At 66.2% G+C, this 15769-nt stretch carries 17 protein-coding genes; 11 read left to right on the top strand and 6 right to left on the bottom strand.

Annotated elements, in window-relative coordinates:
• Positions 1 to 2: 2 nt before the first annotated feature.
• The 5 genes from V5734_RS21215 (at position 3) to V5734_RS21195 (ending at position 2797) form a co-directional block, all read left to right on the top strand.
• Positions 3 to 428 (top strand): GlcG/HbpS family heme-binding protein, encoded by a 426-nt coding sequence (locus V5734_RS21215; RefSeq protein WP_347311586.1) that lies wholly within the window; start codon positions 3 to 5, stop codon positions 426 to 428.
• 138 nt (positions 429 to 566) lie between these two features.
• Positions 567 to 899, top strand: coding sequence for a hypothetical protein (locus tag V5734_RS21210; RefSeq protein ID WP_347311585.1), 333 nt, complete (start codon positions 567 to 569; stop codon positions 897 to 899).
• Positions 900 to 1043: 144 nt separating this feature from the next.
• Positions 1044 to 1952 (top strand): co-chaperone YbbN, encoded by a 909-nt coding sequence (locus V5734_RS21205; RefSeq protein WP_347311584.1) that lies wholly within the window; start codon positions 1044 to 1046, stop codon positions 1950 to 1952.
• Between the two features lie 27 nt (positions 1953 to 1979).
• Positions 1980 to 2618, top strand: a complete 639-nt coding sequence (locus tag V5734_RS21200) for an LON peptidase substrate-binding domain-containing protein (RefSeq protein WP_347311583.1) — start codon at positions 1980 to 1982, stop codon at positions 2616 to 2618.
• The gene (locus V5734_RS21195; protein WP_347311582.1) at positions 2615 to 2797 is read left to right on the top strand and encodes a Trm112 family protein; all 183 of its coding nucleotides are present in this window, start codon (positions 2615 to 2617) and stop codon (positions 2795 to 2797) included. Before V5734_RS21200 ends, V5734_RS21195 begins: the two co-directional genes overlap by 4 nt.
• Before the next feature lie 35 nt (positions 2798 to 2832).
• Here the strand turns inward: V5734_RS21195 and V5734_RS21190 are convergent, their stop codons facing one another.
• Positions 2833 to 4059 (bottom strand): FAD-dependent monooxygenase, encoded by a 1227-nt coding sequence (locus V5734_RS21190; protein ID WP_347313688.1) that lies wholly within the window; start codon positions 4057 to 4059, stop codon positions 2833 to 2835.
• Between the two features lie 147 nt (positions 4060 to 4206).
• Between V5734_RS21190 and V5734_RS21185 the strand changes: the two genes are divergently transcribed.
• The 4 genes from V5734_RS21185 to V5734_RS21170 all read left to right on the top strand — a co-directional run bounded on the left by V5734_RS21185 (position 4207) and on the right by V5734_RS21170 (position 10121).
• A complete protein-coding gene (locus V5734_RS21185; RefSeq protein WP_347311581.1) occupies positions 4207 to 5535 on the top strand; it encodes an amidase in 1329 nt (442 codons plus the stop codon).
• Between the two features lie 127 nt (positions 5536 to 5662).
• Positions 5663 to 6841, top strand: coding sequence for an aminotransferase class I/II-fold pyridoxal phosphate-dependent enzyme (locus V5734_RS21180; protein ID WP_347313687.1), 1179 nt, complete (start codon positions 5663 to 5665; stop codon positions 6839 to 6841).
• Positions 6842 to 6855: 14 nt separating this feature from the next.
• Positions 6856 to 9792, top strand: coding sequence for a DNA translocase FtsK (locus V5734_RS21175; protein WP_347311580.1), 2937 nt, complete (start codon positions 6856 to 6858; stop codon positions 9790 to 9792).
• On the top strand, positions 9789 to 10121 hold the full coding sequence (locus V5734_RS21170) for a hypothetical protein (RefSeq protein WP_347311579.1): 333 nt from the start codon (positions 9789 to 9791) through the stop codon (positions 10119 to 10121). The genes V5734_RS21175 and V5734_RS21170 overlap by 4 nt, the downstream gene beginning before the upstream one ends.
• 164 nt (positions 10122 to 10285) lie before the next feature.
• On the opposite strand, the gene V5734_RS21165 is transcribed toward V5734_RS21170, so the two are convergent.
• From V5734_RS21165 to V5734_RS21155, 3 genes are all read right to left on the bottom strand, one after another.
• Positions 10286 to 10828: a TIGR02391 family protein gene (locus V5734_RS21165; protein ID WP_347311578.1), complete on the bottom strand. Its 543-nt coding sequence runs from the start codon at positions 10826 to 10828 to the stop codon at positions 10286 to 10288.
• Positions 10821 to 11492: a hypothetical protein gene (locus V5734_RS21160; RefSeq protein ID WP_347311577.1), complete on the bottom strand. Its 672-nt coding sequence runs from the start codon at positions 11490 to 11492 to the stop codon at positions 10821 to 10823. The genes V5734_RS21165 and V5734_RS21160 overlap by 8 nt, the downstream gene beginning before the upstream one ends.
• A gap of 99 nt (positions 11493 to 11591) precedes the next feature.
• A complete protein-coding gene (locus V5734_RS21155; RefSeq protein ID WP_347311576.1) occupies positions 11592 to 12065 on the bottom strand; it encodes a BrnA antitoxin family protein in 474 nt (157 codons plus the stop codon).
• Between the two features lie 148 nt (positions 12066 to 12213).
• Here V5734_RS21155 and V5734_RS21150 point away from each other — a divergent pair, with 148 nt between their 5' ends.
• Positions 12214 to 12825 (top strand): LolA family protein, encoded by a 612-nt coding sequence (locus V5734_RS21150; RefSeq protein ID WP_347311575.1) that lies wholly within the window; start codon positions 12214 to 12216, stop codon positions 12823 to 12825.
• Between the two features lie 3 nt (positions 12826 to 12828).
• Here V5734_RS21150 and V5734_RS21145 read toward each other — a convergent pair whose 3' ends face one another.
• Positions 12829 to 13410: a lytic transglycosylase gene (locus V5734_RS21145; protein ID WP_347311574.1), complete on the bottom strand. Its 582-nt coding sequence runs from the start codon at positions 13408 to 13410 to the stop codon at positions 12829 to 12831.
• Positions 13411 to 13661: 251 nt separating this feature from the next.
• Here V5734_RS21145 and hspQ point away from each other — a divergent pair, with 251 nt between their 5' ends.
• A complete protein-coding gene (hspQ, locus tag V5734_RS21140) occupies positions 13662 to 13988 on the top strand; it encodes a heat shock protein HspQ (RefSeq protein ID WP_347311573.1) in 327 nt (108 codons plus the stop codon).
• Positions 13989 to 14068: 80 nt separating this feature from the next.
• On the opposite strand, the gene V5734_RS21135 is transcribed toward hspQ, so the two are convergent.
• Entirely contained in the window at positions 14069 to 15649 is a 1581-nt protein-coding gene (locus V5734_RS21135) for a gamma-glutamyltransferase family protein (protein WP_347311572.1), read from the bottom strand.
• Between the last annotated feature and the right edge of the window lie 120 nt (positions 15650 to 15769).

Below are 15769 nucleotides of genomic sequence, written 5' to 3'. Positions count from 1 at the left end.
CGATGCTGACACTTGCAAAGGCGCAGACGATCGTTTCGGGGGCGCTTGCCCATGCGCGAGAGAAGGGCATGAAGCCTCTCAGCGTCGTTGTCCTCGACGCCCGTGGCGCGGTTATCGCGGTTGCGAGCGAGGATGGCACGAGCCTCAAGCGTTACGAGATCGCGGCGGGCAAGGCGAAGGGCGCCGTTGCCTTCGGCCTCGGCTCACGCGCGATCGGCCAGATGGCGATCGACCGGCCGCATTTCTTCGCGGGCGCGGTCCAAGCGGTCGGCGGAGAGATGGTGCCGGTGCCCGGCGGCGTTCTGATCCGTGCCGCCGACGGTTCCCTCCTCGGGGCGGTGGGCGTGTCGGGCGACACCTCGGACAACGACGAGGCGGCGGCCTCGGCGGGGATCGCGACGGCAGGGTTCACGGCTGACGGCGGCTGACGATCGTCGACCGGGCACTGGGGCGCTCAGGCGTCGCTGCGGACGTGAGGCGGGCCTGAGGGGCTTCTCCCGGCTTTCCTTCAATGCGCCACGCGGGTATGACGCGGTCGTCAATCCGCAACGCGATGGGACGCCCCGATGAAGGAAGCGACGAAACGCCCCCAGCAGGTCTTCACCCTCGTGGTCGAGGTCGGGCGAAAGGCGGGCGACGGCCTGCCCAAGGGCGCGACCGGCGCCGCTTTGATGATCTATGCCTCGGGCGTCGACGAGGCCGAGGCGGTGCGCGAGTCGGTGGCGGTCCTGAAGGAAGCCGACCTCGCGCCGCTCGACGTCACCGGCTACGGCACGCTTGATGAACGCCTGGCGCAGGGCCACGAGATCGAGGACGACGAGCGCGCGCTGATGGACAAGGCGCTGGCCGAGAACGCGGTGGTCGTGGCGCAGGTGACGCCGTTCTTCGACAAGCCCTGACCGGCTGTGCCGGTGGCCGGGGCGGATGCCTTCGGCGGGGATATTTCCGGCAAGATGAAGCGGAAAGGTTCGGGGTCGGAAGCCCCTTGGCCTTTCGGCCTCCTGCGCTCATATAGGGGGCAACACGGGACAAGGGGGGCAGACATGCTCGAATTCGGTCAAACGAAGGATGCGGCGGAAGCCGGCGATCTCATCCGCGACGTGAGCGAAGCGGAATTCATGACTCATGTGATCGAGGCGAGCCGCGAGGTGCCGGTCATCGTCGATTTCTGGGCGCCGTGGTGCGGCCCCTGCAAGACGCTTGGCCCCGCGCTCGAGGCCGCGGTGACGGCGGCCAGGGGCAAGGTCCGCATGGCCAAGGTCAATGTCGACGAGAACCAGATGATCGCCGGGCAGCTTCGCATCCAGTCGATCCCGACCGTCTATGCCTTCTGGCAGGGCAAGCCGGTCGACGGGTTCCAGGGCGCGGTCCCCGGCTCGGAGATCAAGGCGTTCGTCGACAAGCTGGCCGCGCTTGCCGGTGATGGCGGCCTTGGCGAGGCGCTTGACGCCGCCGAGGCGATGCTGGGCGAGGGCGCGGCGGTGGATGCCGCTGAAACCTTCGCGGCGATCCTCGGCGAGGAGCCGGAAAACGCCCGCGCCTATGGCGGGCTCGTCCGCGCGCATCTGGCGCTTGGAAACCAGGAGCAGGCCGAGGGGCTGCTGGCCAACGTGCCTGCCGCGATTGCCGGCGCGGCCGAGGTCGAGGCCGCCAGGGCGCAGCTCGCGCTTCTCAAGCAGGCCGCGACGGCCGGGCCGGTGGCGGAACTTCTCGACCGGGTGCTCGCCCATCCCGACGACCACCAGGCGCGGTTCGACCTGGCTCAGGCGCTCCACGCTGCCGGCAAGATCGAAGGCGCGGTCGAGGAACTCCTGGAGCTCGTCAAGCGCGACCGCGAGTGGAACGACGGCGCCGCCAAGAAGCAGCTCTTCACGATCTTCGAGGCGCTGAAGCCCAACGATCCGGTCGTGCTCAAGGGCCGGCGGAAATTGTCCTCGCTGCTCTTTGCCTGAACGCCACCGCCCGCTAGGATCGAGGCCATGAAGCTGCATGGCGACCTGCCCGCGAAAATCCCGCTCTTCCCGCTGCCGGGGGCGCTGCTGCTGCCGCGCGCCCGCCTGCCGCTTCAGATCTTCGAGCCGCGCTACCTCGCGATGCTCGAGGATGTGCTGAAGACGCCGGAGCGGCTCATCGGTATGATCCAGCCGCGCCCCGGCCCGCAAGGGGAGCCGCTTCTGGCGCGGATCGGATGCGCCGGGCGGGTCATCGCGTTCTCCGAAACCGATGACGGGCGCTACATGATCACCCTCGCCGGGGTCTCCCGCTTCCGTCTCGTCCGCGAGATTTCGGGGTTCACCCCCTATCTCTCCGCCGAGGTCTCCTGGGACGACTTCACCCGCGATCGCGGCGGCGTCGAAGAGGATCCCGCTTTCGACCGGGAGGCGTTCCTGAAGCTCCTCCGCCGTTATTTCAACGCCGAACAGCTCTCCACCGACTGGGGCAGCCTGAAGGAGGCCGAGGACGAATTGCTGATCAATTCGCTCTCCATGCTCTGCCCGTTCGAACCGGAGGACAAGCAGGCGCTCCTGGAGGCGCCGTCGCTTCAGACCCGGCGCGAGACGCTGGTGACGCTGATGGAGTTCGCCCTGAGGGGCGGCGACGAGGAGGTGCGGCAATGAGCGACGAAGTGACGCCCGACCGCCGGATGCTTGAGGCGCTGGTCTGCCCGCTGACCCAGGCGCCGCTGACCTATGATGCCGAGACGCAGGAACTGATCTCCAAACCCGCGAAGCTCGCCTTCCCGATCAGGGGCGGGATTCCGGTGATGCTGATCGACGAGGCGCGGCGGCTGGAGTGACCGGGGTCGGGCGGTGCGCAGGGGCGCGGCCGACCCTAAAGCGCCCGTCCTTGCAACAGTTTCGGCGGTGTTCCGGCGATCCCGGCTGCCTGGCGAATGAACCCGGGGCGCAGGGCGGGGAGCGCGCCGACGATACCCATGCCGAGGTCGCGGGCCGCGCGAAGCAGGGGATTGTCGTTCGAGAACAGCCGGTTGACCCCATCCATGCCAAGCGCCAGAGACGTCGCGTCGAACCGCCGCCAGCTCTGGTAACGTTCCAGCACGTCGCCCGCGCCGATATCCTCGCCGCGCCGGTGCGCCTCGACCAGAACTTCCGCCAGCGCGCCGACATCGCGGAAGCCGAGGTTCAGACCCTGCCCGGCGATCGGGTGGACGCCATGCGCCGCATCGCCGACGAGCGCGAGGCGCGGGGCGACATAGCTGTTGGCGAGCGTCAGGTTCAGGGGATAGCTGAACCGCCCGCCAGCGAGCGCGATCTTGCCGAGGAAATCGCCGAACCGGGGCCGCAGAACCTCAAGGAACGCCGCGTCGTCGAGTGCCGCGATGGCCTTCGCCTCGGCGTCCGTCTCGCTCCAGACGATGCAGGAGCGATTGCCCGTCAAGGGCAGGATCGCCAAGGGCCCCGACGGCATGAAGAACTGGTGCGCGATGCCGTTATGGGGCTTTTCATGCGCGACCGCGCAGACGAGCGCGGTCTGGCCGTAGCCCCAGCCGGTGCGGGCGATCCCCGCCCGCCGCGCGGTGCCGGATTGCCGGCCGTCGCAACCGGCGAGCACGCGGCCCGTCAGGCTCCGCCCGTCTGACAGCGTCACTGTGATCCCCGCCGGTCCGGCCTCCTGTGCCGTCACTGTCGTGGCGGGCAGGTGGGTGATGTTCGGCTCCGCCTGCATCGACTCAAGGAATGCCGCGTAAAGGTGGCGGTCCTCGACCATGAAGCCCATCGGGCCTTCCTCGATTTCCGCCGCCTCGAAATGCAGGAAGAACGGCGACGGACCCTCGCCGGGCCGCCCGTCGCTGGTCTTGATCTCCAGCATCGGCTGGGCGTCCGCCGCGATCCGGTCCCAGACCCCGATCGCCGACAGAAGACGCTTCGACGCGATGGCGAGCGCATAGGCGCGGCCGTCGAAATCCGCCTCCGCCCGCGCCGTCGCGGGCTGGGCGTCGATCACCGTCACCGTCAGCCCGGCCCGCGCCAGCGCGAGCGCGAGGGCCGGGCCGTTCAGCCCGCCGCCGGTGATGATCACATCCGCATCGTAATCCATGCCCGCCAGTATCGCCCTCGCGTCGGGATTGTCCATGCGCGACGGCGACGCATCGCGCGGGCGCTAACGTCCCCGACGCCGCACTGCACCGCTTTTCAACCGGGGGGCGCGCCGTTACCGTCACCCCCGGACGAGATGGAGGTGGCGATGGCGGAATGGCGGCAGATGAGCGCGGGCGACCTTGGCCGCGCGATCGGGCGGGGCGAGATCGACCCGCAGGAATTGACGGCGGCCTTCCTCGACGCGATCCGCAACCATGACTACCGCGACCGCATCTACGCGCGGCTGACCGAGGACCGGGCATTGGAGGAAGCGGCCGCTTCGGCGAAACGGGCGAAGGCGGGCCTGCGCCTGTCGCCGCTCGACGGGGTGCCGATCTCGTGGAAGGATCTCTTCGACACCGCCGGGGTGGCGACCGAGGCGGGCTCGCGGTTTCTCGAAGGCCGGGTGCCCGCGACGGATGCCGAGGTGTTGCGGAGCGCGACCGCGCAGGGCCTCGTCTGTCTCGGCAAGACCCATATGACCGAGCTGGCCTTCTCCGGCCTCGGCCTCAACCCGATGACCGCGACGCCGCCCAACGTGAACGACCCGGCCCTCGCGCCGGGCGGGTCGTCGTCCGGCGCCGCCACCTCGGTCGCCTTCGGCCTCGCGGCGGCGGGGATAGGCTCCGATACCGGCGGATCGGTGCGCCTTCCCGCCGCGTGGAATGACCTCGTCGGGCTCAAGACCACCTCGGGCCGGCTCTCGCTCAAGGGCGTCGTGCCGCTGATCGAAAGCCTTGACACGGTCGGGCCGCTGACCCGCACGGTCGAGGACGCGGCCCTCTTGCTCGCTGCCCTCGAAGGCGGCAAGCCCGCCGACCTCAAGGGCGCGACCCTGAAGGGCGCCCGCTTCCTCGTCCTCGAAAACGTCGCGCACGACGACATCCGGCCCGAACCGCTCGCCGGGTTCACGCATGCGCTCCAGCGCCTCAAGGATGCCGGCGCCGAGATCGTGCAGGGCGCGGTGCCCGAGCTTGGCGACGCGATGGGTCTTTCCGGCATGATCTACGCCACGGAAGCCTACGCGATCTGGCAGCGCGAGATCGAGGCGGAGCCCGACAAGATGTACGGCCCCGTCTGCGAACGGTTCCGCGCCGGCGCCACGTATTCCGGCGCCGATTTCGTTGCGGGATGGCGCTGGCTCCGGGCGATCCGCGCGGTCTGGGCCGAGCGCACCGCGAGCTATGATGCGGTGCTCCTGCCGTCCTCCCCGATCCTTCCGCCCAATGCCGAAAGACTCCTGTCTGACGACGATTACTTCACCACCGAAAACCTCCTCGGGCTCAGGAACGCGCGGATCGGCAACCTCATGGGGGTCTCGGCGCTGACCCTTCCCACCGGCCTGCCAATGACCGGGATCATGCTTCTCGGCCGGCCGATGGGCGAGGAACGGCTCTTGCGGACCGGGGCGGCGGCCGAGGCGGCGCTGCTCTGAGGGCCAAAAAGCCACAATCTATTGCATCCAGCCCCCGGAAAGCATTGCTTTTTCTGGACCCGCGCCCGCGACGCGGCTAATCTGTCGGCAAAACGGGGCACCAATGACCCCGATGACTGAGGCAGCAATGGCGTTTCCCGAGCGGTTTTCGAACCTGCCAGATTACGCGTTCCCGCGGTTGCGGAAATTGCTCGACACCCACGAACCGGGTGGCGAGCCGATTGCCATGACCATCGGCGATCCCCAGCACGCAATTCCCGATTTCGTCGGCCCCATCCTTCAGGCCCATCTCGCCGAGTTCGGCAAATACCCCCCGAACGACGGCACGCCCGGCCTTCTATCCGCCATCGCGGGCTGGATTCGCCTGCGCTACGGTGCCGATCTCAGCCCCGACCGGATCATGCCGCTGAACGGCACGCGCGAAGGCCTCTTCGACGCCTGTCTCGCGCTCTGCCCCGAGGTGAAGAACGGCGCGCAGCCCGTCGTGCTGATGCCGAACCCGTTCTATCAGCCCTATGCCGCCGCCGCCCTGGCCGTGGGGGCGGAGCCGGTCTTCGTGCCCGCCACCGCCGCCACCGGCTTCCTGCCCGATTACGAGGGCCTGCCACCCGCGCTCCTCGACCGCGTCGGCGTCGCCTATGTCTGCTCGCCCGCGAACCCGCAAGGCGCGGTCGCGTCGCGCGATTACCTCGCCGGGCTGATCCGGCTCGCCGAAAAGCACGATTTCGTCCTTCTCTCCGACGAATGCTATTCCGAGATCTGGCGCGACCATGCGCCCGTCGGCGCGCTTCAGGTCGCCGACGAGATCGGCGCCGACCCCGAGCGCCTCATCGTGATGAACTCGCTCTCCAAGCGCTCCAACCTCGCCGGCCTGCGCTCGGGCTTCGTCGCGGGCGGGCACGAATGCATCGCCCGCTTCCGCCAGCTCCGTGCCTATGGCGGCGCGCCCTTGCCGCTGCCCGTCCAGCATGTCTCTGCAAAGGTCTGGAGCGACGAGGCGCATGTCGAGGTGAACCGTGCGCTCTATCAGGAAAAATTCCGCATCGCCGACAAGGTCTTTGCCGGCCTTCAAGGCTATCAGGGGCCGGAGGGCGGGTTCTTCCTCTGGTTGCCCGTAGAGGATGGCGAGGACGCCTCGCTGAAACTTTGGCGCGAAACCGGGGTGCGCGTGCTGCCCGGCGCCTATCTTGCCCGCGAAGTCGGCGGGCACAATCCGGGCAAGGGTTACATCCGCGTTGCGATGGTGGCCCCAAAAGAAGAAATGCGGCGCGGGCTCACGAAGCTCCGCGACTGCCTCTACGGTTGAGGGACGAGGGACATATGGCATCCTACCAGGCACGACAGCGCGATCCGCTTCTGGACCAGAACATGCAGGCCGCGATCGAGCGGCGCGGCAAGGAACTGCTCGGCGCCGCGCTGATCGTTCTGGCGGTCATGACCGCGATGATGCTGGTGAGCTATTCGCCCGACGACCCAAGCTGGCTTGCCGCGACCGATGAGCCGGCGAAAAACCTTCTCGGACGGTTCGGCGCCGCCATCGCCTCGCCGCTCTTCGTCATCGCCGGCCACGGATCCTGGGGCATCGCGGCGGTCTTCGCGGCCTGGGGTGTGCGCTTCATGACCCATCGCGGCGAGGAACGCGCGCTCGGCCGGGTGATCTTCGCCCCGATCTCGGTCGCGCTGATGTCGGTCTATGCCTCGACCATGCTCGCGGGGCCGGACTGGGCGCACAGCTTCGGCCTTGGCGGGCTTTTCGGCGACACCGTGCTTGGCGCGATCCTCGGCGTGGCGCCCGTCTCGGCGACCTTCGGGCTGAAGGTGATGTCGGCGCTCGTCGGGGCCGGCGCGGTCGCAATGGCGCTCTTCGTCCTCGGCTTCGACATGCGCGAGGTGAAGGCCATCGGGCGCTTCCTCCTCGTCGGCACCATCGTCGCCTATGACTGGCTCTTGCGCGCGATCGGACGCGGCGCCGTCGCGTCGGTGCGCGGCGCGCAGGCGCTCCAGGACCGGAATCGCGCTCGCCGCGAGGCGGCGCTGGAACGGGCCGAGGAGGATGCCGCATGGGCCGAGGCGCAAGACGCGGACCTTGCCACGACCGCGCCGCGCCGTGGCGCCCAGGTGCTCCGCGCCGATCCGCGCTACGGCGAGCCGATGGCGCAGGATCGGGCGCCGGTCCGTGAAAAGCGCGGTCTTCTCGCCCGCGTGACGGAGCTTGCCCGCCTCTCCGTGGCCGAACCCGCCTATGCCGACGATCCGGAACCGGAGCTGATCGAGCCGCATCTCTCGCGCCGCGCCCGCCATGCGGAGGCCCCGTCCGAGGACCGGATCAAGGCGCGCATTGCCGATGCCGTGAAATCCCGTGGCGGCCAGCCGATGCCGGCGGAACCTGCGCTGCGCGCCGAACCGCCGCTGACGTCGGGCGCCGCCTCGCGGATGACCGCCGCCATCGCCTCCGCTCCCGCCGCGGCGGAACCGCGCTTCATGCCGGCCTCGCGCCTGCCCGCCGGAAACATGTTCGCGCCCGCAGCCGAGCCCGATTTCGAGGACGCGCCGGCCACGCTGACGGCCGAACCGCTCTTCGACACCGAAGACACCTTCGACCGCAACGCCTTCACCGATCTTGACGGCGACGCCGGCGCGGCCGCCCACAAGCCGATCGTCCAGCACACCGCCCGCAAGGCCCCCGCGCCGTCGCGTCAGGCGCTCGCCGAGGCCCAGCCGCGCCTTCGGTTCGAGGACAAGGCCAGCGACTACGAGATCCCGCCGCTCTCGCTTCTCGCCAACCCCTCCTCGGTCCAGCGCCGGCCGCTCTCCGACGAGGCTTTGGAGGAAAACGCGCGGATGCTCGAAAGCGTCCTCGACGATTACGGCGTCAAGGGAGAGATCGTCAGCGTCCGCCCCGGCCCCGTCGTCACCATGTACGAACTGGAACCCGCGCCGGGCCTCAAGGCCTCCCGCGTCATCGGCCTCGCCGACGACATCGCGCGCTCCATGTCCGCCCTCTCCGCCCGCGTCTCGACCGTCCCCGGCCGCACCGTCATCGGCATCGAACTCCCCAACGCCTTCCGCGAAAAGGTCGTCCTGCGCGAGATCCTCTCCGCCCGCGACTTCGGCGACAGCAACCTCCGCCTGCCCCTCGCGCTCGGCAAGGACATCGCCGGCGAACCCGTCGTCGCCAACCTCGCCAAGATGCCCCACCTTCTGATCGCCGGCACCACCGGCTCGGGCAAGTCCGTCGCCATCAACACGATGATCCTCTCCTTGCTCTACAAGCTCACGCCCGAGGAATGCCGGCTGATCATGATCGACCCCAAGATGCTGGAACTGTCCGTCTACGACGGCATCCCGCATCTCCTCTCCCCCGTCGTCACCGACCCCAAGAAGGCCGTCGTCGCCCTCAAATGGACCGTGGGCGAGATGGAGGAGCGCTACCGCAAGATGTCCAAGATGGGCGTCCGCAACATCGAGGGCTATAACGGCCGCGTCCGCGAGGCGCTCGCCAAGGGCGAGATGTTCAAGCGCACCGTCCAGACCGGCTTCGACGAGGAAACCGGCGATCCCGTCTTCGAGACCGAAGAGACGACGCCCGTCGCCCTTCCCTACATCGTCGTCATCGTCGACGAGATGGCCGACCTCATGATGGTCGCCGGGAAGGAGATCGAGGCCTGCATCCAGCGCCTCGCCCAGATGGCCCGCGCCTCCGGCATCCACCTCATCATGGCGACGCAGCGCCCCTCGGTCGACGTCATCACCGGCACGATCAAGGCCAACTTCCCGACCCGGATCTCCTTCCAGGTCACCTCCAAGATCGACTCGCGCACGATTCTGGGAGAGATGGGCGCCGAACAGCTCCTCGGCATGGGCGACATGCTCTACATGGCCGGCGGCTCCCGCATCACCCGCATCCACGGGCCCTTCGTCTCGGATGAGGAGGTGGAGGAGATCGTGACCCACCTCAAATCCTTCGGCCCCCCCGAATACATGTCCGGCGTGGTCGAGGGCCCCGACGAGGACAAGGAGAGCGACATCGACCTCGTCCTCGGGCTCGGCGGCAACACGGACGGAGAGGACGCCCTCTACGACCAGGCCGTGCAGGTGGTCCTGCGCGACCGCAAGGTCTCGACCTCCTATATCCAGAGGAAGCTCGGCATCGGCTACAACAAGGCCGCGCGGCTGGTGGAGCAGATGGAGGAAGAGGGGCTCGTCTCCGCCGCGAACCATGTCGGGAAGCGGGAGATTCTGGTGCCGGAGCAGTGAGGGCGCGTGCGTTTCTCGGTTCCATCGGAGCGTTTTTCGCCGAACTTGCCGTTGGCTGGGTCGCGTTTTACGCCTCGTTTGTCAGTGCAACCGAGTTTAGCGGAGAGAGTTCTCTTGCCGATGCGGTGCTGGGATTCAAAGACGATCCCGAGGGATATACCGTCTTCCTGCTCATCTGCGCTGCCGGCGTTGGCTTGGCCAACGCTGTCGCGTCCCGACTTTTGACCGGGAAGGTCCGCTTGCTTTCTACTTTTGTTTTGGCGGCATCGGTGTGCGCATTGATGGGTTATGCTTGGGGCAGTTTTATGTACTATGCGGCATCGGTTTGAATCCATGACCTCGCTCTAGCCCGCCACCCTTCCCAACGCCAGCACCCCACCCCGAGGGCAGCGCCCGACCCTGGGTGGGCGTGAAGCGCCCTCCCGGGGGGGAGGGTCGGGCGCTGCCCGGCGTTGCCGCCGGGCGGGACAATAAGTTTGAGCGTTGCACTGGGCTAAGCTGTTGTTGGTTTTGTTTGCTCAGTCACGGCGAGCTTTGCCTTTCGCACCAGATGCTGCGCGAGCATAAGCAATTCGAGAGCCAGCTCTGGGCTGTCAACCCAATCAAACTCGTGTGTAGTTGGGTTTCGTATGCCTAGCATAGAGCCTGAGTAGATTTGGTGGTATCCGCGCTGCTCGTCTTTCTCAGATTGAGTGATACGGTTCGACCACCTGAGCTTGGGCTTAGCCGGCGAGAACGCTTGATCCATGAGGGTCGTGCCGGACTGATTGAGACCAGAGCGCTCCGCCACAAGCTTGTCCAGCGCTAAGAACGCATTACTTACTGCCAAGTTGTAATGCCCAGATGCAAATAGATCGCGGGACACGTTCACGATTTCAGGTTCGACCACAGAGTGGGAAAATATCGTAGTTCCAGAGGAATCATCGGACGTATGATCCTCAATAGCCAACATCCTGGGTGCTGGGAGCGCCAAGACATTTCTCGCCACTCCCAGCTCCACAAGGAAGGCTTGGAATTTCTTGATTTGCTCAATCATTCCTGAGGTATTTCCTCATCGCTGAGAATATAGTCTCGATCTGCTCGCTGGATGCATCTGCGCTGATGTGTATTTGGACATTCAGGTTTAGGGGGATTGATGTGCTGTCGACCCTTGCTCCTTCGGGCGCGCGAGGCGCCTGCTTCCTTGCTGGAGCGTTCTTCCGAATGGGAGGGGCAGAAGTGGATGTCGCCACTGAATCAGAGGAACTTGACTTTTTGCTCTCACCGCGAGCGGCTGCAGCTCCTGCAGCTCCGGGCTCAGGGCTGGTAATCATGAGGTACGTTGCGGCCTTATTTCCTGCGGTACCTGCGCCTAATCCTTGCGTCATGAACCAATTCACAACGCGTTGCCTGTCTGCATTTCCCGGAGGGGCGATAGTGACTAGTCCTTCCGGGTAGCACGCATTCGCAAGTTCATCCACTGCCTGTGCGTAGCTCTCATCCATTCTCCAGGCATTCGCAAGTGGTGTTCCACGCCCTTCGTCGTCCAGAAGACCTACCTTCTTCAACTCTACAATATATTGCTTTGCAGCAACCGATTGGACGCTGAGGGTTGCGGCGAGCATACTCTCGTCGATCTTGGCTCGTGGCGAGCGCTGCAGGATCTCGCGAACCCCCCACCACACCGTTGAGGGTATCTGCGGAAACGATTGATCTGCCATTGTGGGACTTTCTCTTAGTGAGGATATCCACAATGTAGTTCCACTTGGTTAAGCCGGCAAATGTTTTTTGTTTGTTCCGCGCTGCAGGTGGACCCCCCCCTACTTCCCCAACCGTGAATCCCTGAGCGCCGTCAGCCCCTTCACCTTCTCGCGCATCTCGGCGTCGTGCTCCTTGGCCTCCCGCGCCGCTTCGACCGCCGCCGCGTGGTCGAGGATTTCGCGGCGGAGCGCATAGGCCTGATCCTCCAGCGACGGCGCATAGGCCACCCCTTCCGGCCCCGTCACCACGCCGGCAAGCCGGGCGAGCATGAAGGTCCGCAGCACCGCGTTGATCCGCGTCAGGTACCCCGCCCCCATCGCCCGGAAGAAGGCGAGCACGTCCTCGTCCAGCCTTATCGTCACCATCTGCTTCTTCGGCACGCCGGGCCGCGCGGCGATCTCCTGCCATTCATGGGGGAGGCGGAGCGTATCGTTCAGCCCCCAGCGCAGGTCCGCCTCCAGCCCCCGCATTGTCTCGGCCAGTTCGTGGTAGGCGGCAAGGCGGTCCTTTTCGGATCTGGTCTGTCTGGGCATGTCGGCCTCTCGAACGCGGGGCCCCAACCATGCCAAAGGGGTGTGAAAAGGCGGTTTCCCGCCCGCGCGGTCCGTAGCTACGGAAAACCTACGGATATGTGACGCGGCTGTTATGGCATAACCACGGGCGCTGGCCTATCTAGGCTCCATGAAACTGACCGCTTTCCTCGCCCCCGTCCTCGCCGCCGTTCTGGCCCTCCCGGCCCATGCCGAGAAGCTGTCGCTGAACGCGATTTCCAATTATATCAACGGCTTGAAGACGGCGGAGGCCGAGTTCAGGCAAATCAACGCCGACGGCAGCACCGCCACCGGCCGCGTCCTGATCCAGCGCCCCGGCCGGATGCGCTTCGAATACGCCCCCCCCGACCGCACCCTCGTCCTCGCCACCGGCGGCCAAGTCGCTGTTTTTGATGGGAAATCCAACCAACCGCCCGAGCAATATCCGCTCTCGAAGACCCCCCTGAACCTCATCCTCGCCCGGACGGTCGACCTCACCCGCGACAAAATGGTCGTCGGCCATGACGAGGTGGACGGCCTAACCGTTGTAACCGCCCAAGACCCCGCCCATCCCGAGCTCGGCACGCTGCAAATGGCCTTTTCCGCCAACCCCTTAGCGCTGAAGCAGTGGCTGGTGACCGACGAGGCGGGCGGTCGGACGACGGTCATCCTCGGACCGCTGAAAACCGGTCAAAGCTACGAAACCAGCCTCTTTTCGATCCAGGCGGAAGCCGCCAAGCTCAAGCGCCCCGAGCGCAAGTGATCCTCAGAGCTTGCCGCACGCGATAAGCTGGCGCTGATAAAGCTCCGCACGCGCCCCCACCTCGGCCGCGACCCGCAACAGCCAGGCCTTCTCGTTGTGACTGCCCCGAGAGAAGCCGCCATGGCCTTCGTGATAGGCGAGGTACTGGCTCGTCGCGTCCCACTTGGAGATGCCGAGTTTCCTTTCGGACTGGTCCATGTACCAGCCGATGAAGTCCGTGGCATCGGTGATCTTGTTGCGCCGCGCGCTCCGATTGCGTGTGGCCTTCACGTAGTCGTCCCAGGTGCCGTCCAGCGCCTGGGAATAGCCGTAGGCCGAGCTTTGGCGACCCATCGGGATGATCCCGAGCGCGAAGCGATGCGGGGTCTTGGCGTTGCCGATGAACTTCGACTCCTGGTAGATCGTCGCCATCTGCACATGGATCGGCACGCCCCAATTCCGTTCGGCGCGCTTCATCGCGGTCAGGTATTTCGGCCGCTGATCAAGGACCGAACAGGCATTGTCGAGGTTGCGCGGCGCAGAGTAGTTTCCGCCACCGCACGACACCAACAGCAACAGGACACCCAGCCGGAAAAGTCTGCTCATACTGCCTCGCTCGATCTTCTTTTTTCGCAAGTTTACGGAAAATCGAGGCAAGAGGAAATCACAAAGCGGCGTCGGACAAGGTCACGCCGCCGCGGCCCGATCCTCTCAGGGGTGAGTGGCGCGGCTTTTGCGCAACGGCCGGCAATAACTGTATGGGCGAGGTCCACAGACTGTTTCCGTCCGAATCGGTCTGAGACATGGACATCCAGCCGGTCAAGGGAGTACAAAATATACAAGGGGCAATGGACGACATGTTTAAAACGAGTGCGAAATATCATCTCGGACAGGTGGTGCGGCATCGCAAGCACCCGTTCCGTGGTGTCGTGTTCGATGTCGACGCGATGTTCTCCAATACCGACGAGTGGTACGCGGCGATCCCCGAGGACAGCCGCCCCGTGAAGGAGCAGCCCTTCTACCACCTTCTTGCCGAGAACGACGACAGCTACTACGTCGCCTATGTCTCGGAGCAGAACCTCATCGCCGACTATTCCGGCGAACCGGTCGATCATCCCGATCTGCCCGACCTTTTCGGGGATTTCGAGGACGGCCGCTATCCGTTGCATTTCCAGCTGAACTGAGCCGGCCGGGCGTCGCCGGGGAAGGTGGGTTGCGACCCCGCCCACGTCTTTGCCGCCGTCCCGAGAGGGCGCGCCCGACGTCAGTAGCCGAGCGCGCAACCGTCCTTTCGCGGGTCGGACGCGCCGTGCAGGATGCCGCGCGCGTGGTCGATGAGGATCGCCTGCCCACCGCCCAGCGGACCGTCCGGAACGGTCACGCGATGCCCCATGCCGGCGAGCGCCCGTGCGGTGGCGTCCGGATATCCGCGCTCCACCTTCAGCACCCCGTCCTCGGCCATCGAACGCGGCGCATCGAGGGCCTCTTGGGGGTCCATGCCATAGTCGAGAAGGTTCGACACCACATGTGCGTGCCCCATCGGCTGGAATGACCCGCCCATGACGCCGAAGGGCATGATCACGCGGCCCTCATGGGAGAGCATCGCCGGAATGATGGTATGCATCGGCCGCTTGCCGCCGGCCGCCTCGTTCGGATGGCCCTCGGCCAACGTGAACCCGGCGCCCCGGTTCTGAAAGAGGATGCCGAATTTTTCCGACGCAATGCCGGAACCGAAGCCCCAGTAGGTCGAATAGATGAGCGACACCGCCATCCGGTCGCGGTCCACGACGGTCAGATAGACCGTGTCGCGATGAACTGCCTCGGCCCGCCTGGCGACCTGCTCCATCGCACGTTTCGGGTCGATCAGGGCCGCCAGTCGCGCCGCCGTGTCGTCCGAGATCATGTGGTCGAGCCGAGTCGTGAAGTCGGGATCGGCGATGAAGCGGTCGCGCGCGTCATAGGCGAGCTTGGCGGCCTCCGCTTCCAGATGCGCGCGGTCCGGGCCGAAGGGGTCAAGCGCAGCAACGTTGAAATGCGACAGGATTTTCAGGATGAGGATCGCCGTCGCGCCCTGACCGTTGGGAGGATGCTCAAGAAGGTCGTGACCGTGATAATGGCCCAAAATCGGTTCGGTCCAGGTGCACGCGGTCCCGGCGAAGTCGGACAGGTCATGTGTGCCGCCCAATGCTTTGAGCGTGCGCACCATATCCTCGGCGACCTCGCCATTGTAAAACCCGGCCCGACCTTCCTTTGCGATCCGGCGTAGAACCTCGGCCTGGCCGGGCGCCCGGAAGGTGTCGCCGGTGATCAGGGGTTTGCCGTCCCGCAAGTAGATATCCCGCGCCGCGCCGGTCAGCCGCGCGCCACTCTCCGGCCAGTCGAACGCGACGCGGGGCGCGACGGGTATTCCTTCTTCGGCATAGCGGATCGCGGGGGCGAGGCTCGCGGCGAGGCCAAGGCGACCGAAGCGATCAGACAGCGCGCAAAAGGCGTCGATCGCGCCGGGGATCGTCACCGACTCGACGCTTTCCGTGCCGATCGCCGTCATGCCCCGGTCGCGGAGGGCGGCAGCCCGCAGCCCCTTCGGCGCCCGCCCCGATCCGTTCAATGCGATTACCTCTTCCGTGCCCGCCGGTTTGACGAGCGCGAAGCAGTCGCCGCCGATGCCGCAGCTTTGCGGTTCGGCGAACCCAAGGAGCACGGCACCGGCGATCGCGGCGTCCACCGCGTTGCCGCCCGCCTGCAGGACATCGAGCGCGGTTTTGGCCACGAGAGGATGGGATGTGGCACAGACCGCGTTCGCGGCCAGAACGGGGGATCGTCCGGGTAGCTGGAAATCGCGCATCGTGCCCTCCTGTCGCGGGCACGCTATCGCGTTTCGATTCCGCGATGAATCGGAAAACTGACGGTCCGGTGCGATTTCTGCCGATCATCCGGCAGCGGACTCGGGCAGGCGTCGGACCAC

Source organism: Defluviimonas sp. SAOS-178_SWC (genome assembly GCF_039830135.1).
Lineage (GTDB): Bacteria > Pseudomonadota > Alphaproteobacteria > Rhodobacterales > Rhodobacteraceae > Albidovulum.
The sequence above is the reverse complement of the archived record's forward strand: the minus strand, read 5'-3'. Positions and strand labels throughout refer to the sequence as shown.

Bases quoted from the DNA above. Each gene is read 5' to 3' on its own strand.
- V5734_RS21215 (WP_347311586.1), top strand. From the start codon at position 3: ATGCTGACACTTGCAAAGGCGCAGACGATCGTTTCGGGGGCGCTTGCC.
- V5734_RS21210 (WP_347311585.1), top strand. From the start codon at position 567: ATGAAGGAAGCGACGAAACGCCCCCAGCAGGTCTTCACCCTCGTGGTC.
- V5734_RS21205 (WP_347311584.1), top strand. From the start codon at position 1,044: ATGCTCGAATTCGGTCAAACGAAGGATGCGGCGGAAGCCGGCGATCTC.
- V5734_RS21200 (WP_347311583.1), top strand. From the start codon at position 1,980: ATGAAGCTGCATGGCGACCTGCCCGCGAAAATCCCGCTCTTCCCGCTG.
- V5734_RS21195 (WP_347311582.1), top strand. From the start codon at position 2,615: ATGAGCGACGAAGTGACGCCCGACCGCCGGATGCTTGAGGCGCTGGTC.
- V5734_RS21190 (WP_347313688.1), bottom strand. From the start codon at position 4,059: ATGGATTACGATGCGGATGTGATCATCACCGGCGGCGGGCTGAACGGC.
- V5734_RS21185 (WP_347311581.1), top strand. From the start codon at position 4,207: ATGGCGGAATGGCGGCAGATGAGCGCGGGCGACCTTGGCCGCGCGATC.
- V5734_RS21180 (WP_347313687.1), top strand. From the start codon at position 5,663: ATGGCGTTTCCCGAGCGGTTTTCGAACCTGCCAGATTACGCGTTCCCG.
- V5734_RS21175 (WP_347311580.1), top strand. From the start codon at position 6,856: ATGGCATCCTACCAGGCACGACAGCGCGATCCGCTTCTGGACCAGAAC.
- V5734_RS21165 (WP_347311578.1), bottom strand. From the start codon at position 10,828: ATGATTGAGCAAATCAAGAAATTCCAAGCCTTCCTTGTGGAGCTGGGA.
- V5734_RS21160 (WP_347311577.1), bottom strand. From the start codon at position 11,492: ATGGCAGATCAATCGTTTCCGCAGATACCCTCAACGGTGTGGTGGGGG.
- V5734_RS21155 (WP_347311576.1), bottom strand. From the start codon at position 12,065: ATGCCCAGACAGACCAGATCCGAAAAGGACCGCCTTGCCGCCTACCAC.
- V5734_RS21150 (WP_347311575.1), top strand. From the start codon at position 12,214: ATGAAACTGACCGCTTTCCTCGCCCCCGTCCTCGCCGCCGTTCTGGCC.
- V5734_RS21145 (WP_347311574.1), bottom strand. From the start codon at position 13,410: ATGAGCAGACTTTTCCGGCTGGGTGTCCTGTTGCTGTTGGTGTCGTGC.
- hspQ (WP_347311573.1), top strand. From the start codon at position 13,662: ATGTTTAAAACGAGTGCGAAATATCATCTCGGACAGGTGGTGCGGCAT.
- V5734_RS21135 (WP_347311572.1), bottom strand. From the start codon at position 15,649: ATGCGCGATTTCCAGCTACCCGGACGATCCCCCGTTCTGGCCGCGAAC.